Source organism: Moraxella sp. CTOTU47724 (genome assembly GCF_032014955.1).
In the GTDB taxonomy this organism is placed as follows: domain Bacteria; phylum Pseudomonadota; class Gammaproteobacteria; order Pseudomonadales; family Moraxellaceae; genus Faucicola; species Faucicola tetraodonis.
The window spans coordinates 1-17,077 of sequence record NZ_DALZSV010000051.1; the positions used below are offsets into that span (position 1 = coordinate 1).

A 17,077-nucleotide genomic window follows, 5' to 3' on the forward strand; every position below is an offset into this window, starting at 1 on the left:
TAAACAGGTGGCTTAATGTTTCTACTTTGATGTTGTTTTAAGTTTGGGGTATTTACATGTATGCTGCAGGTGATATTATCGAAGGCGGTATTCCATTAACACCTGTGGCTACCAAAGCAGGTAAATACCTCGCACAGCGATTATTCAGTCAACAAAGCACTCCAAAGCTAGAAACCCAATTAGTGCCAAGCGTGGTATTTAGTCATCCGCCAATGGCCACTATTGGTATGAGTGAGTCAGCGGCGATTAAAGCCCATGGTCAAGTAAATGTAAAAACTTACACTAATAAATTTATGCCCATGTTTCGTGCGGTTGCACACGATGATATAACATCGACAGTTAAAATTGTCTGTGCAGGTCGCGATGAGACCGTGGTGGGCATTCATGCCGTCGGGTCAGATGTGGATGAAATTTTACAAGGATTTGCTTTGGCAATGAAAGTTGGTATTACTAAAGCAGATTTAGAAGAGACATTTACCATTCATCCAACAAGTGCAGAAGAATTTTTAAGTTTTAACTAAGCGGATATAAAGTGAGTGAATATTGAAAGTAAATGAGGTTAGCCGTTATAAGCAACGTCTAACCTCGCTATAAAACAGTTAGTTGATAGCAGCAAACAAATCATTCAATGCTTCACTCATACTAGGGTGGGTAAAAATATGATCACGCACCTGCTGGTAGGTTAAGCCTTGACGGATTGCTAAATCCATAAAGTTAATCAATTCATGCGACTCGGCACACAACAGTTGCACACCCAAGATTTTATCAGTTTTAGCATCTACTACGGCCTTAAGCAACCCATCAGCTTGTTCTAAGATATTGGCTTTAGGAATAGTTGCTGCATCTAGTGTGGCGGTTTTAATGTCATAACCTTTATCTTTTGCCATTTTTGCGGTCATACCGACATTAGCAAGTGGCGGATTGACAAACACCGCATAAGGGAAAGTACGGTCTTTGGTGGTGTAACTGCCATCGCCCAATACTTGGCTTTTAACTACACGATAATCATCGAGCGAAATATAGGTAAATTGGGGGCTGCCTGCCACATCGCCCATCGCATAGATATTCGGCACGTTGGTTTGTAATTTTTCATTAACAGCAATATAACCTTTATCGGTAAGCTCAATGCCCGCTTTTTCAAGGTTTAGCCCTTCGGTATTGGCTCTGCGGCCTGTAGCAACCAAAATCGCATCGGCATGCAGTTCGCTATCAGCGGTGGTAATTGTGGCTTGCTGTCCACTATCGCTTATTTGTTTGATTTGCTGATTAGTTTTGACTGTAATATGCTGTTTTGCCATGATAGCGAGTAAAGTTTTGGTGATATCTTCATCTTCTCGTGGTAAGAAGGTATCGCCTGTTTCTAAAATCGTCACTTCACTGCCAAACCCTGCAAAAATAAAGGCAAACTCTAGCCCGATATAGCCACCACCAATAATAACGAGCTGTTTTGGTAAATCGGTTAGTTGCATGATACGGGTGCTGTCGTAGGCAAATTTGCTGTCTTTTAACCCATCAATCGGCGGCTGCCAGTTATACGCCCCTGTATTGATGTAAATATAATCAGCAGTGATGGTCAATGTGTCAGTATCGGTGACGACCTGCACGGTTTTATTATCAATAAAACTGGCTTTGCCTGTAATCACTTCGGCATTATCTAGACTATCAACTTTCTCAAAGTTGGCATGATTAAGTTTATCAATTAAATCGTTCTTTTTGCTAACTGCTTGAGCAAGTGATGGTTGTACGTCATGACCATAAGCTAAGAAGGCTAATTTTTTTGAGGGAATACAGCCAATATTGATACAGGTACCACCATACATGGTAGCGGACTGCTCCACTAAAATCACGGATTTGCCTGTCTTGGCTAAAGCTTGTGCCAGAGTTTTACCTGCTTTGCCAAAGCCGATAATCAGATGTTCGATGTGTTTTATGGTCATTGTGAGCCCCTCTGTTTTTATGATTGATTATAAGTTTTATGATTAAATAGAACTTGCTCCATAGGCTAATGATAGGAAAAAAGCACAGCAACCAGTCCTATAATTCTAAAGTCTGTTATAGATGGTTCCATATTAACAGTCTATTTTGAGTAGTCTGTTAATATGTTTGAAGGGTAAAATAACTGGTTTCCTTGGGGTATACTTTTTAGAACACCACCAATTATTTGATTTTTCTTATCTCTGAATGTTCTTAATTTCCTGGTCAAGCTGTATGCGTCTTTGCTGCGTATAGGTCGTTAAGCAACTGTTAAGGGCCATTGAGTAAGCACTACCACCACTAGAGCTACGGGCAGAAAATTTACAGGCTTTATCTCTAAAGTCAATCCATGCTAATTGCACTATTTTTAACTGCTTTTTCTCAGTTTTATTCAATCCATGCTGTAATTTGCTATAAGAGCTATTCAGCTTACTGTCTTCAGCCTTTAATTCAGCGGCAATACATTTGTTTATATCAGCTTGAGTAGTAGCCTTGTCGCATGTAGCTGCTGATGCTTGGGCAGTAGCAAATAAGCCTATTGAGAACAACACAATACCAGATGCTTTTTTTAAATTAATTGTTATCAAATTCATATCATACTCGTGGTTAGAAATAATTTTTTATCTTATCAAACAGATTGTTTACCTTCGAGTTAATTACTGTATCTGCAGGCCAAAATAAAGCTTTCATTGAAAAACCAGTTTATTCGGTGAATGCGGCTCCCTAGTATAGAACCGTGTTCTTAGGCTTTGCTGAACAGGTTTTTTATAGCATACCTTTATCATACTAATTTTTCTAACAGTAGCTCTGCATTACTGATTGAATCTAGCTCAAAACTGAGGTTGTTAGGAAACTCTTCCCAAATAACGTTAATCCGTTCATTCTGAAAGCATATACAACCAAATCCCTGATCTATGTATTGCGCCCATTCTATGAAAACAGCTCCTATTAGCAGACATATATCTTTTACTAAATCAGATATTTTATTAAATGAACTGTACTGGAATTGTCGGCCACAGATTATCTTGAGTCACGCAGCATAGCCTGACGGAATTAATGAACAATAGTAGATATTTGCTGCGTCAATAGGCGACAAATACCCGTTAGTAGTCGACGGCTTTTTCTTAACTTCTGTTGGGTATTTTTTGCTTTCCATAAGAGTATTGTCTCAGAGTTTTAGGTTTCCGACAATCCCGAGACGGTTCATACAGAGTTCGGATCAAACAGCATAGATCACTTTTTTATTGCCCAATGATTATCTAAATACCATACCGCCATCGGTCAAAATAGTTTGACCCGTAATATAGTTGGCATCATCAGAAGCTAAAAATGATACTAAATTTGCTACATCTTCAGGTTCCTCTGGTCTTCCGACTAAAATACCCTGTGTAAATTCTTTCCACGCTTGTTTTGGCTCATAACCTTTATGTTTGACAAATGCCGCATCAATTCGCTCCCACATAGGGGTATCAGCCACCCCAGGACAATAGGCATTTACACGAATATTATATTGGGCTAATTCTTTAGCAGTTGAGTGGGTAAATGAACGTACTGCGTGTTTAGTGGCGCTATATAAGCTTAGCATTTCATATGACTCATGTCCTGCAATACTACAAGCATTGATAATCTTACTCACGTTGTTTTGTTTTTTCATCTGCTCGGCGGCTGCTTGCGTCCCAAACACCACGCCTTTGATATTCACATTCATTACACGGTCAAGCTCTTTTTCTTCAATTTCTAAAAACGGCTCAACCGACTCCACCCCTGCGTTATTGACAAACACGTCAACCTGCCCAAAGGCTTTCACCGCTTCTTCGATAAGGCGAAATTGGTCGGCACGTTTTGACACATCGCCCACCACCGTGATGCTTTCATACCCTGCTTTGTCAAATTCGGCTTTGGCTTTTTTTAGATTATCTTCGCTGATGTCGTGTAGCACCACTCGAAAACCATCTTTGGCAAGACGAGTCGCAATAGCATTACCCAGACCCCCTGCCGAACCTGTTATGACTGCAACTTTTGCGTTGGATTTTGTAGATCTAGTCATTATGATTCCTTATTGGTGAAAAAAATTAAAAAATACATCGTATCAAAAAACGCTATCTTTTGAGTATAACAAACGTTGTAGCAATAATTTCAGCAAAATTGTTTGGCGTAAGTAATGTTTTTTTTACAAAGCGTAAAAGCCTGTTAGATATGATAATATTGCTAAGACTAACTTTATCGGCAAGATTTTTAATTCAGATTTTTTCCGAAAATTCAATCGTTTTATTAGAGGGCGTTCAAAACTCTGTGTCAGCTAAATTAAAGTTTAATTAGGAGTCAGCACAGAATTCGGACCATATACAGTGGTAAGTACATTTGTTGAGTTTTTAATCGATAGTGATGAGTTTTACTCACCCTCAAAGCAACCTATGGTAAACATATATTTTCCACGGATTTTTTATTTTTTTAAAAGCGAACCTTTTTACTGTATTAAGTTGCTCTATCAAGTCTGAATATAGAAAAGTATTTAACATAAAATAAATTATGCGAAATAAATACTATTGCTTGTAATACAGTAACCTAAAGTTTAGGAACTATACTTTTAATTTCTCGAATAAGCGACTTATTAATATTTGTATAGCGTTGAGGATTGAGTTCCAAGAGTTTTTCCATGTTATTAATTATTGAGGATAATTCCAAACCTTCAACCTCTTTTATTGTATTAATGATAACAGTCTCATCAATCTTATTTGCAATTAAAACATTTAACAATTTAATAAATTCTGAATTTTTGTTACTAAATCTATGTAGGTAATCAGAGGCTTTAGGTTCAGTCTCCATTATCTGTTTCAATTCAGGTATAGGTTTAATATGACTATATATTTTATAAAATAATAAAGTTTTAAATCCATCAATATAAAATGTTGAAATTCGATCAGTTAATGCACCCCTCAAAAGTAAATTAAAAACACTTTTGTAAATGAATTCAAAATAGTTATCTTCCTTGGCAGACAATATTAAAGTTAGATGGACACCAATTCTTGAAAAAAGTGCCAATCCATATCTAGTTTCTAAGGTATTATCAAAGTTCCATGATTTTTCCTGACTTGTATAGGTAATAAAATCTTGTATATCAAAGAATAAATCAGCCGATAGCAAAATTTGTTTCCAACATTTTGCATCATTAGAATTCAAAGATATGAAAAGTAAATATGCTAAATAATAATAGCCATCAAAATTAAAGTTAAAATTATCACCTGCAAAAACGAAAGATTTCGTACCATTTCTAAATGAATCTCCTTCAACTTCATACCAATTTTGAGTATTAAGATACCATTTGTCGAAAAATTTACTTGAAATTTGAGTAGCTTTTAGCGGTATATTTTCTTCAAATGATCTTACATAAATACCATATACGATGTGAATATACCAATCTTCATAATCCTCAGCATCATCCCATTTAAGCAAGTTAGCATTTGATTGATTTAAATAGGTTTCCCAGTCAAATTCTTTTATAAAATTTAGCATCAGTGCTGATTTAGCAAAATCAAATAAATTTGGGATTTTATCTGCTTCAACCGAAAAATTTTCCACTATCTCAAAATTATTTCTGGATTCCTTAAGTAAGTATGCAATCCAACGAAATAATGCAACTTTGTTTTTCTTATTTAGTACATCTATAATAAATTCTGTTAATTCTCGAAGCCTGGTAACTATTTGGTCGATTACTTCTTGAGAAGTAGTTGTGTTAGCATGGTAGCTATGGATTAATCGTTCAATCTTATCAAAGGCAAATTCAAAAAGTATAGGCAGTAAGAAATCAGTTTTAATCCAACTACCTTCCTGAGTGAAGCCTGCAGAAGAACTCTCAACCATATATTGCCAATCTTGAATTGATACTTGTTCGAAGATTGTTTCTAAGGCTATTTTTACATCAAAGGGATTATCAAATTTCTGCACTAACTCTATAAATTTGTCCTTATCAAGTATATAAAGTATAGAGAAAGCAGTTTTTCGACCATCCCAGTAAAGGTTATTAAAGTCTCTGTCTGACCAAATATCATGAACACTATGTTTTTCAGTTTCCCAATTGATTTTACGATTCTCATAGTCATTCTTAATTTCTTTTCTGTTAAGAACGAATGGTATGCCTTGCTGAATATATTTTTTTACAGCTAATTCAGAGGATTTAATAAGATTTTGGACAATATGTGTATCTCTTGCCATTTCAGCATAGCGTTCAAGAAGCCAATCTAGGCTTAAAGTCTCGTATTCGAGTCTATCAACTAATTCAAAAAATTTGCTAGTTCCATCGCATTTTTCAATTAAAATTAAAGCCAAATAACAAGTGAACTCAAATTCATCAGTATCTAATAAAAGGTTATTCGAATTAACGAATATTTGCTCCACTATATTCTTTTTAAAACTTTCTACAGAAGTACATTCGTAGTTTATTTCAATTGATTGGAAACTTGTGCGATTCTCTAACCAATAGTCAAGTAATCTTAATAAAACGTTTTCTTCTGATTGATAATTATCTAAATGAAATGGTAATGGTGACCAATTAATATCATTTGACATATTCTTCTTCCCAAAAAGCCTCGAAAAAATTTATAGCATTAAAATATTTTGCGTCCCACCCATAACTTGTAGCATTCAATTTTAGACTAGAGGCACCTACATCAGAACCAAAATGCCAAAGTACATCGTCGATAATAGCAAATCTATCATGAAAATTTTCATAGCAGAAAAATCTATAATTAATAGTTTCATAATTTTTCAACTTTAATTCGTTATTAATTTTATTTAAAAGATCGCTAGTTTCTTTTCTGTGGCTGTCATCTTTGAAAAAAAAACGAACATCATCGACATATTGCATTCTTACCTTAATATGATTCAAAAGCCTATTTAGCTTTAAATTTTCTTTATCTTTATCATCAGAACAATGCAAATACTCATCAATTAACCATATTCTATTTTGTGCTATTTTAATTGCTGTGATGAAACTTTCAGAAAAAACAACCGTATCCATTTTACTTAAATTTCTAAGCTTATTGTTGAAGTCGTCAAGGCTTAGGAAAGCCTCATTATCCTTTACTTTTCCAGTGTAATAACCTAATTCTTCTAAACCAAAAAAAATTTTTGGTTGTGAATTGTTTCGTTGCTTCTGCTCCTCTATGTTATCTTTAGGTTTAGGCAATCTATTCATTGTCTAAAACCTCCAATTTGGAACTATTTTTTTTAATAAAATTCTCTAGGGAAATCGCTTGGCTTTTAATTGCGTCTAATTTTAATAATAATTCTTGAGGTGCAGGAACTCTAATCATGAAACTATTTTGTAAACCTAACTGGTTGAAAGAATGACCTATAAACCATACATCCTCATCGACGACTAAAAATCTATCATGAAGTGGAATATTATTACTATCAAGCACACAACATTCTAAAGGTAAATTATCTTTCCTTGATTGACTTTTAACATGATTCAACTCATCAAGCATTGATTGAGCTGTGATTCTACTATCTTGAGAATTATCACAATTAGTATCAAATGCAAAATTAAAAAATGTTGAAATATAATCCTTTGTCGTTTTTATAAGCCCGCTCTTTTCTAAAGATGGTGGGATATAACGAAAGAACAATTTTTTTAAGGAAATACAATCAAAATTAAATTTATTTTTGTTCTTTTTTGAAGACTTTTCATTTGCAAAAACCTGTCGTGAAGTGATAATTTCTGTCGGAACATCATTTAAACTCGGAATTACAGCAAATTGAGTTATCTGCAAATCACCAAAGTAAGGATCGAAGAACCACACCCTTTCTTCTGCTTGTAATGTAATTTCCTTTATCAAGTCGATAGCTTTTTGCCTATCATCAGATTCATCCCTAGAAAACCAAACCTGACCTGACTCAATTTTCTCGATCATTAATTGTCTTTCTTGACGTGCTTTAACTACTCTATCGTAAATTTCATCTGGTGTTAACTCTCCAACAGCATGTTCCGAGACCTTTTCAGCTAATGAAATTTCGTGGGTATAATTCTTAGCATTTTTACTTTCACTTTGTTTTGTGCTAATTGCTACTTTCTCTGTATGCATACTCATACGAATATTCGCTTGCCTCAAATAGGATGTTGGCTGTCTTAATTCCAAACAGCCTAAATCATCATGAAGTAAAAAATAGCCATGAGATTGATATGGATTGGTGTGAGGTATGATTATAAGACCATTATCGCTTTGAATTGCTTCGCTATCTATAATTTGCAAATTTTTTAAATTGCCAAGATACGTTTCAAAGTTTATTAGATTAATTTTTGACAAATTTTGTGAAGGGTATGCATTAAGCTTAAGTAATCGTTTCTCGCCTTCTTCTGTCTGAAATAATCTGTCTTCAATCGATTCAATGATAGGGTTAGGTAGAATGAGAACAATGCCACCCAAATACTCATAGTATTTGCGTAAATCTATGAATAAGTTTTGTTTTAGAAATAGTCTTATCTCTTCAAGTTCAAGTAATTCTTTAAGCCCATTTTGCTGTCCAAATCTTCGATGAATTCTATCTGAAGCATAACCTAAAAAAGGAGCACTATTATCACTAAACTCATTAAAAAAACTTTTTTCTCTTAAAGGATTACCAAAATCGCCCCATACTGTTTCATCGGTTAATTTTATGGCAATGCTCTTTTGATTCTTGTTATCTACTTCAAAATTGAGAATTCTTTGTTCTGAAGATGGAGTGGGTGCTGATAGATTATCGTCCCTTCTATACCACTTTAAAGCATCTTCCGCTTTTAAAACAACTTTCCTGGCAATCATAGTGATATCACCATGATTACTTCGTATTGCATCACTTGTATAAGACACAGGTTTATCTTTTGGTAAAAGGCGTACAGTGGCAAAGATCAGTTTAAAAGTGCCATTAGCAACCGCTATTGCATATCTAATCTCTGCATAATCATAATAATTTAGCAATAACTCGGGTTGCATTCTGTATCTCCATCAATTTTTTAAAATTAATCTATACTCACATCCATCACAAAAACATCAATACCTTGCTTATACTTAGTGTTAATCAAATTTTTAAGTAGTGCTTGGAGCTCAATAGGAGTTTGAGGTTGGCATTCGCTATTAGGTAGCTTACGCAAAGCCTTATTAATATTATTGCCAAACCAGAATACAAAGTATATTCCCTGTCCTTGAGATTGAAATTCTTTTAAGTAGTAATCACCAAGTTGGTCATTCAAACTGATGTATAGGTCTTTATGCCACTGCCCTTTGATTTCAATGGGTAGTTTTAAATGAGAATTTTGACAAACAATGTCAGCACGTTTAACATTTGGCATATCTCGTTCAGTAACACACTCAAACTGATATTTCGTGAGCATTGGCTCAAGTAAATCAGTAAGTCTATCACGACAATAGTTCTCATCTTGTGGAGTTGGAGTATCGCCTAGTGTTTTATAGAATACCTTGTAAGTATCCGTTTCATTGCCTTTAATTTTGGCTTGAATTTCATTTAATAGTTGGATAACTAAAGCCTTTAAGTCGATACAATTATTGGGTGACTTATCTTCATATATGGCAAGCAACTCTGGTAGATTTAAAGGCTGATAAAATGTTTCCCTAATTTTTACAGCTTGTTGAGCCAATAGATGAACAATAAATTCTTGATAGCTAGGATGGCATAAATACTGTAAAGATGTAAGTTCTTCTCTAGCATGTTGACTTGTTATATTACTAATAGATACCAGACAATAATCTACAAATTCAGTAGCTTGCCAATCATTCCTATTGCCTGAACTCACACCTTGTGGACGATATACTTTTGGAAATTTATTGCTAAATCGGTATACAACCCATACTAGCATCCGTAATGATGGTCTAAAATTACCATCTTCTAGCTTATTTGAAAATAATTCCGACAATTGCCAAAATATTTCTTCGGGTTGTTCAAAGCACTGAACTTTCTTCAAAAAAAAGGGTTCATCTACATAGCTAGCCAAAGCAAGCCATCTAGCATAAGGTTTTATATCATCACTTTCATATGGAATATAGTCATTCACCCTAGATAACACTAAATCGTGAATATTTGAAAATGCTTTATGATTGATGAGTGTATCAATCAAATACCTTTGGTCATGTTTATCCATATTAGGGTATTTATAAAGCAAAGTAATAATTTTATTGATTTCAAATTTTCCAATGTTATGTTGTTTATTGATTAACCAATGAATTCCCCCAATATTTTGTGAGTTTCGCTCAAATTGTGGGTCTAGTAGTGCATTAACAAAGGTTTCTTTTAAACTTCTATTGTTTATTTGCTCTCTAACTTTATTCTGAATAATATTCTCTTCCTGATAAAAGGACATCATAAAATGACCAAATTCAAGAATAGCCCCACATGTCAAAATAATTTCATCAGTCAAATCATCTAAAGATTGCCCATTTATGATGCGCTGAAAAATACCAGCTATCATAACAGACTCAATTCTATAATGCTGTCTGTCAATATGAGCATCAACAATGAGAGGCATTGAGTATTGTTGATTCTTTAAACTAGCCTCAAAGCCTTTGTTTGCTGAAGCACTTAAATTTTTTCCCAATACAAATTCTAGTTTTTCAAATTCAGATAAAGTTCTCGGTATATCAATATCATCGAAATATTGATTCAAAATAATTTGTGCGGGTATTTCGCAAAAATGATAATTACCTGATTCAAGTTTAGCAATATTTCTTTGTAATCTGTTTCTTAGGCGAAAAATTGAAACCTTTTTTTTACGTCTTACCCATTTATCACTCTTATTCATCTCAAAAAGCCAACTATTATCAGTTGGATTTCTCATATCATCCAAAATTTTCTTAAGTTCTTTATCATTTTGAGCGTAAGGTAAGGCTAATTGATAGGCTTCATTAGAAATTCCATCATCTCCCCTTAATAAACGTACTAGCTGTTTCCAAATTTTTAAATTTTTTTCATTCTTTTTTTGATTTTGAATATCCAGCAGTAACCTTATCTTTTCTTCTTGCTCAGTAGGAATTAAAGCATGTAAAACAGTAAATCCAAAAGGATAGTGAAAGTGAGATTCTGGTTTTATTTGGATTAACTTCTTTTGAATCTCAAATTTATAATCTAGGTTCTTTTTAAAATAATCGTTAAAAAATTCAACACCGTCATCAATAAATGCTAAAGACTCGGTATCAAATTTGGAAAAAATCGTAATAACGTTTGCAAAAATATCGGGTGGAATAGTATTACTGCTATTAATAATATAACGGTGAATCAAGCAGATAATCAAGGTATTCAAACCCCTACGAGTATTACCTTCAATGCGGTGAGGATCTAAATTTAATGCCTTAACAGTTTTATAAACTCCATTCAATAATGCTAAAATTTTCTCAACAGGAAAATTAGTAAAGTAAAAATAACTGCCATTCCTAGGTAAGATATACCTTCTGTAAGCTTCATTTCCACCCAGATTGTAAGAATTTATAATTAGTTTTAATATCTGGTCATCTGTTAAATACTGGAAATCATTTCTTCTTGAAAATTCTAATACTAAGCGTAATGATTCATGCTCCTTGGTTGCGATTAATATATCAAAGATATTGCCCCAATCTATTTGAATATGCTTTTCAAATAACAAATCCAATATATCCTTTCGTTCGCTATAAGTGCGTGTTACATCAAGTAAAATAGCGACTAGATCATCTTTAAGCTCATGAACAAAATCTGCGTCCTGTAGAATTTGGATAACACTTAACCTCAAGTTAAAATTACTATTCGGATTTTGCAAAACTTGGCGAAAATCTTCTAGTAGGCAATGCTTTGCTAAACCTGGTGCTTTAATCCAGCCCCAGTCTTGCTGTCGAAATCTGGGGTTTTCTTCAGATAGCTCGATTAGAGCTTCAAACAATAACTTACATTGTGAATCTGTTAAATTACTGGTATCGGCATATTTAATCAGCCCATAAGGGTCAACTTGGATAATAACTTTCGCCAAATCAGAATTAAAGTAAGATAACCAGGTAAACAAGCCTCTTAGTGAGGCAATAACACCCCCGTTAACTATAAGATGAGATAAAATCCTTTGCCGTAACATGACTGATGTCATTTTTTCAGCTAGCCACTTTGCCCCCAAGAATTCAGCAATCGTCCTATGCCAAGGCTTGTAACAATATTCTTCACCAGTAGCTTTGAATAATCGTGTTTTTAGAATTTCTGTGAGTGGAACACTCGTAATGGTTAATTCATGAATATTTAAAGCATCCGTCGGAGTTTTTGCTGTGTTGCCATTGAAAATAATTTGTTTACCAGTCAGAAGATAAGTGGCAAAAATATAACCTGCTTGGTCAATTACCTGAGATTGTGAGAAGGTTTTGAGCTGATTTGTGGCATAGTCATTGGTTTCTTGCCACAACTTTTGTGTTGCCACTTCAAAAATATCAGCCTTATTTTCTGGTAGCTTATCAAAGTTAGATTTTGCTAATAGCTCTAAGGTTAACGGGTTTTCATAGTAACTTGATAAATTATGATTGTCTAAGCTTAACAATAATTCTTCAGCATCCCCTGAAAACGTAAGATAGCTCTGTAGAAAATTCTTAGCATCGTATCGGTTAAATGCTTCTAAATGAGTTTCGATTATGTTATTGCCATAGAAATCCTTTATAATGTCAGTATTTGTGGATCGCCATTCAATATTGCGACAAGTAAGAATAAAGTTTGGTGAACCTAAGTCATACAGTTTTTGTAAAACCTCATCTATGTTACTACCTTCATGCTTTGAGGGCATTTCATCAAGTGCATCAATTAACCACCATTCGCTCTGGTTGTTCATAATCATTGCTTTAGGTCTTCGTAAAAAGGAAGTGGCTGTGATTAGCTGATAATTTGAAAGTTTAGATATTTCATTTAATAATGATGATTTGCCCATACCTGGCTCAGCCAATACGACCACAGGTTTGTTCAACGACAATAATTCAACATCTTTGATGGTTTTTGTCCGTTGATTATGATTATAAGTGAGTGTTCTAGGTATATAGGTCATGGCGTTGGCTTGAAAACAATAAACATCTTAGAATCAGTTTTTCAAAAAAAGGAATTTATATAAAGTTTTGACATTTTTTTATGTTCGCAATCTACTAGAAATACTCGTTCTAATATCATTCGCCAATATACCATTTGCAGATAATTGTTGTTTCATCTCATCAAAGATATGATGTTTCTTTTTATCATCAGAAATAGTTAAAATCACGGTAAACGGTACTGGTTCAATTATCTCGTATCCAGATCTTGCAAGTGGCTCGACAACTAAACGACATAGAGAATATCTACCTTTATTTGTCCATTTGTTCTGTATTTTTCTGACAGGCCACCATTTAAGCCCATGCTGAATCATATCTTTTTCAAATGCGTAATCTTTATCATTAGTTAGAATATTTTTAAATATTGGTTCGCCTTCTTGATTAGTTTTATCAGTCTGTTGTCTTAAACGAACATCTAAAGAGTTTAAAATAAATTCGGCACCATTGTGACGATCAATATTAGGGGTATAAACTAATGTAACTTGTGCAGTACCTGAAATTCCACCAGAAGGCGTTACTAATGATTGTGGCCAAGAAAACTCAAAATTTAGTTCTTGATTTTTGGAAATTTCACCTTCAAAAACCATTGTAATCTCATTGTCTGAAGTGATTAATGACTCATAAGCATTTTTGGGTATGCCATAGCCTACAAAATCATTTGAAATAGCTTTAAGTTCTCTAATCCGAGTCCAGTCTGGTTTTTCAGCATTATGTATCAATAATGCTTTTAATGTTTCAAGCTTACAGTCTCCTTCAATGAGGTGATCAATATTAGCTAGAGTTTTAGCGACTAAAGGAGCAGAATAGCTAGTACCACAGCCAGAAGTTATACTTCCATTTGGGCTAAAGGATTTTAGATGATGGGGTTGAATCATACTACCACCCACATGAACTAAATCTGGCTTCTGTGCAAAAGAAACCCCTGGACCACGTCTTGAAAATCTGCTAGGAAAAAATTGATCAGATGTTAATTCAGGATCTACAGAACCAACAGTCACTGATAAGATACTTTCAGAAGGTATATAAATTCTATCTTCACCTTGATAAGGATATTCTGCAAGTTGTTTTAAAGCATCTACCTTATCTACTGGCCACTCATCACGAGCTAATTTGGGTTGTAAATTGCCAGCAGAAAGTACAAATATTACGCCGTGTTTTTTACTCATCTTATCCAGAAAATCAGCGTATAAACTATATGACTGGTCATTAACACAACTCACAAGATTTAAACTCATGTTTAGAATTTTAATGCCTTTTGCCTTAACTTCTGGTAAATAATCATCAAGCTGTTTTAAAAAATCAATAAAGCCATTACTATAAAACTCTTCAAAGCTAAAAGTCGGAAATAAATCAATATCGAATATCTTGCATGGTGCTTCCTTGATAAATTTATCATTATTTATTTGGGTAGCATGAGCTAACAAACCAGCGATAAATGTTCCATGATTTCGCTCTTGCTGTAGATCATCCTGTATAAATTCAATGCCCCCAGTAACCCAAGGTCTAAGTACATCATTATCAGCAATACCAGTATCTATAACACCTACTACAGCGTATGATTTACCCTCTTCGGGAGCAAACGTTGATAGACTAGAAGATCCCAAATTTGTGCTTTCTAAAGATTGAATCACAGGTGGCAAATAGACCATTCTTACTATAGAAGAGTTGTCTAAAATATCTAGCAACTCCACATGAATACTTTGATTTCTCAAATCATTATTGTTTTTAAACTTAATGATGAAAATTAAACTATCAATTTCTAAGTCGAGATCTAAATTGATTACCTCTAACATTAGTAATTTTTCTTTTATTTTGTGAAAACAATTTTGTAACTCACTTTCTTCAAGAAGTGTATAATTTTTAGAGCTGATAAAAGTTTCAATGTAATAGACACTACCAACATCTTGACTACAAAGCCATTCCATCGCTTGCTGTGCACTGAAGCTTCGTTTATCACTTTTATCATACAATCTTAATGAGCGAATTACCCCGACTTCACTTCTTAGAGGCGTGACTTTTTCTTTAGGATTTCCCGTTTTTTTGTCTATTTCTATTGAGTTGTGATTCGGAGCCTTACTAATAATAGAACTAATTTCATTCAACTTTTCTTTTGTAGTACCAATAATAATATTTCCAAGTTCATTACCTGCAGTTATGCTCTCAATATTTTTATCATTGAAAATTTTATTCACTGGACGATGGCTTTTAGCCCATCCATTAACCTGTAGCTCGACATTTGCATAGATGAGTCCATCATCTGGTGATGACTGTACAATAGAGTCTATGGAAGATATTAAGTTTTGCTTATGATTAATGAACTCTTTATCCCTACCACTAAAAAAGTCTGTATTACTACCGCCTGGCGTAGGAACTACACGCTGTATAAAATTTCTCGAGTTTAAAATAATTTGAACAGGGTTGCTCATTGTTATAATTCCTTCTTTAAAACTCTACTTATATTAGACTGAGATGTATTCAAAAGTTCAGCAATTTCCCTTTGATTAAATTTGAAACCTTCATCTTTATTTAAATTACGAATTAATGCATCTTCACTCTCATTTATAGATGTAAGGAATTTTGGATCTGTTAAATTTGCATTCAGGGTAATAAATTCTTTGAGTGCTTCTATAAAATTAAAATTTTCATTTGAAAGTATTTTCTTCCTAAAAAGGAAATTCATCAATTTATCAATATCTGAACCACTATAACCTTCTGTCACAACCGATAAAAATTTGTTCTGTAAATCTGAAAAGCCAAAAGCTTGATAAGCATTACTAGAGATAATTTCCTGTCTAATTTTCAAATTTGGTTTAGGAATTTGAATCCTTAAATCAAACCTTCTCCATATTGCGGAATCGAGTAACTGATCATGATTTGTAATAGCAACTGTAAATCCAGTTTTGCCACGCTCATCCAAGCACTGAAGAAGAGTATTAACAACTCGCTTTAATTCACCAAGTTCATTTGGATCGTCCCTTAATTTAGCAATCGAATCAAACTCATCTAATAGCAAAACACATTTATATCTATTTGCGAATGAAAATAAATTTGATATGTTTCTAGCTGTAGTACCTAAAAATGACGATAATAAGCCGTCAAGCTTAGCCGTAATCAACGGCAATTCTAATTTTTTCGCTAAATACTGAGCAAGCAGTGTTTTTCCTGTTCCTGGCTCTCCAAATAACATGACTGAATATGCTGGCTTAACATTATTTGTATTTAAATGTTCAATATTCATCCATTCTTCGAGTAGATAATCGATACTGTTATTTAGTGTTAAGTCAAAAATAGGTCTCATGTCAACCAAGTTTTTAGGAAATATTATTTCTGCTAGGTAATTGCCTGACTCCTTATCAACTGGCGGTTTTATCCCCTCTGGCATTCTTTCGCCTTCAAAATAATATTTAGATAGACTTACTCTACTTGGTTTCAACTCAGCTTTTAATGATTGACTGTCTAAAATATCTTTAAGCTTATTAGCTTCTTCAAATTTATTATCCTTCTCTAATGCTTTAATAAGTTTCTTTATATTATTTATGACTGCTACTGATGGCGAACCCATGCTCGCTCTGCAGATCGAAGTAATAATAGGAAAATAATCCATAGAGATACCTCAAAAAATATTTAGGACTTATTATATCAAAAAATTTTAATAATTGAATAAAAATAATAGTCTTATGCATAATTTTTTCTACATTTTGCATAATATTTTTAGAATATGTGTTAAAAAAATAAATCCATGAATATTATATTAATATTTTCTATAATTTTATTTCTCAAGATTAAAACGCCTAGTTCTAAATAATTTATTTGCGAACAAAGTATTTAATGAACTGCATGAATATAATGGATTCAATCTTATGAAGAATAATTCGTGAGAATATTGATACGATAACAGTGAATAAAATGATAAATATTTTTGTTGAAAGCCAAATACGATAAAACCGCTGAAATTTCAGCGGTTTTCATTTTAAACAATAACAAGTGTTGAGTTGAATTGACTTAAAATTTATAAGGTAAAGCTTATTAAATTGTAA

At 33.5% G+C, this 17,077-nt stretch carries 10 protein-coding genes; 1 reads left to right on the forward strand and 9 read right to left on the reverse strand.

From position 1 onward, the window contains the following. Positions 1-56: 56 nt before the first annotated feature. Positions 57-521: an NAD(P)/FAD-dependent oxidoreductase gene (locus tag RTR63_RS09460; RefSeq protein ID WP_312523912.1), complete on the forward strand. Its 465-nt coding sequence runs from the start codon at positions 57-59 to the stop codon at positions 519-521. 78 nt (positions 522-599) lie between these two features. Here RTR63_RS09460 and RTR63_RS09465 read toward each other — a convergent pair whose 3' ends face one another. The 9 genes from RTR63_RS09465 to RTR63_RS09505 all read right to left on the reverse strand — a co-directional run bounded on the left by RTR63_RS09465 (position 600) and on the right by RTR63_RS09505 (position 16,644). Continuing rightward, positions 600-1,937: an FAD-dependent oxidoreductase gene (locus tag RTR63_RS09465; RefSeq protein WP_278932042.1), complete on the reverse strand. Its 1,338-nt coding sequence runs from the start codon at positions 1,935-1,937 to the stop codon at positions 600-602. 234 nt (positions 1,938-2,171) lie between these two features. Continuing rightward, positions 2,172-2,567 (reverse strand): lysozyme inhibitor LprI family protein, encoded by a 396-nt coding sequence (locus RTR63_RS09470; RefSeq protein ID WP_312523915.1) that lies wholly within the window; start codon positions 2,565-2,567, stop codon positions 2,172-2,174. Positions 2,568-3,229: 662 nt separating this feature from the next. Further along, entirely contained in the window at positions 3,230-4,021 is a 792-nt protein-coding gene (locus RTR63_RS09475) for an acetoin reductase (protein ID WP_007116064.1), read from the reverse strand. A 518-nt stretch (positions 4,022-4,539) separates the two neighbouring features. Next, positions 4,540-6,540, reverse strand: a complete 2,001-nt coding sequence (locus RTR63_RS09480) for a hypothetical protein (RefSeq protein ID WP_203171163.1) — start codon at positions 6,538-6,540, stop codon at positions 4,540-4,542. Further along, positions 6,530-7,168 (reverse strand): hypothetical protein, encoded by a 639-nt coding sequence (locus tag RTR63_RS09485; RefSeq protein ID WP_203171162.1) that lies wholly within the window; start codon positions 7,166-7,168, stop codon positions 6,530-6,532. Before RTR63_RS09485 ends, RTR63_RS09480 begins: the two co-directional genes overlap by 11 nt. Then, the gene (locus RTR63_RS09490) at positions 7,161-8,945 is read right to left on the reverse strand and encodes a VPA1262 family N-terminal domain-containing protein (protein WP_312523916.1); all 1,785 of its coding nucleotides are present in this window, start codon (positions 8,943-8,945) and stop codon (positions 7,161-7,163) included. The genes RTR63_RS09485 and RTR63_RS09490 overlap by 8 nt, the downstream gene beginning before the upstream one ends. 26 nt (positions 8,946-8,971) lie before the next feature. Next, on the reverse strand, positions 8,972-13,003 hold the full coding sequence (locus RTR63_RS09495) for an NACHT domain-containing protein (protein ID WP_203171176.1): 4,032 nt from the start codon (positions 13,001-13,003) through the stop codon (positions 8,972-8,974). A 78-nt stretch (positions 13,004-13,081) separates the two neighbouring features. Next, positions 13,082-15,466, reverse strand: coding sequence for a S8 family peptidase (locus tag RTR63_RS09500; protein WP_312523917.1), 2,385 nt, complete (start codon positions 15,464-15,466; stop codon positions 13,082-13,084). A 2-nt stretch (positions 15,467-15,468) separates the two neighbouring features. Beyond that, a complete protein-coding gene (locus RTR63_RS09505) occupies positions 15,469-16,644 on the reverse strand; it encodes an AAA family ATPase (RefSeq protein WP_036592178.1) in 1,176 nt (391 codons plus the stop codon). Positions 16,645-17,077 lie beyond the last annotated feature (433 nt).

Bases quoted from the DNA above. Each gene is read 5' to 3' on its own strand.
- RTR63_RS09490 (WP_312523916.1), bottom strand. From the start codon at position 8,945: ATGCAACCCGAGTTATTGCTAAATTATTATGATTATGCAGAGATTAGA.
- RTR63_RS09475 (WP_007116064.1), bottom strand. From the start codon at position 4,021: ATGACTAGATCTACAAAATCCAACGCAAAAGTTGCAGTCATAACAGGT.
- RTR63_RS09460 (WP_312523912.1), top strand. From the start codon at position 57: ATGTATGCTGCAGGTGATATTATCGAAGGCGGTATTCCATTAACACCT.
- RTR63_RS09480 (WP_203171163.1), bottom strand. From the start codon at position 6,540: ATGTCAAATGATATTAATTGGTCACCATTACCATTTCATTTAGATAAT.
- RTR63_RS09470 (WP_312523915.1), bottom strand. From the start codon at position 2,567: ATGAATTTGATAACAATTAATTTAAAAAAAGCATCTGGTATTGTGTTG.
- RTR63_RS09505 (WP_036592178.1), bottom strand. From the start codon at position 16,644: ATGGATTATTTTCCTATTATTACTTCGATCTGCAGAGCGAGCATGGGT.
- RTR63_RS09500 (WP_312523917.1), bottom strand. From the start codon at position 15,466: ATGAGCAACCCTGTTCAAATTATTTTAAACTCGAGAAATTTTATACAG.
- RTR63_RS09485 (WP_203171162.1), bottom strand. From the start codon at position 7,168: ATGAATAGATTGCCTAAACCTAAAGATAACATAGAGGAGCAGAAGCAA.
- RTR63_RS09495 (WP_203171176.1), bottom strand. From the start codon at position 13,003: ATGACCTATATACCTAGAACACTCACTTATAATCATAATCAACGGACA.
- RTR63_RS09465 (WP_278932042.1), bottom strand. From the start codon at position 1,937: ATGACCATAAAACACATCGAACATCTGATTATCGGCTTTGGCAAAGCA.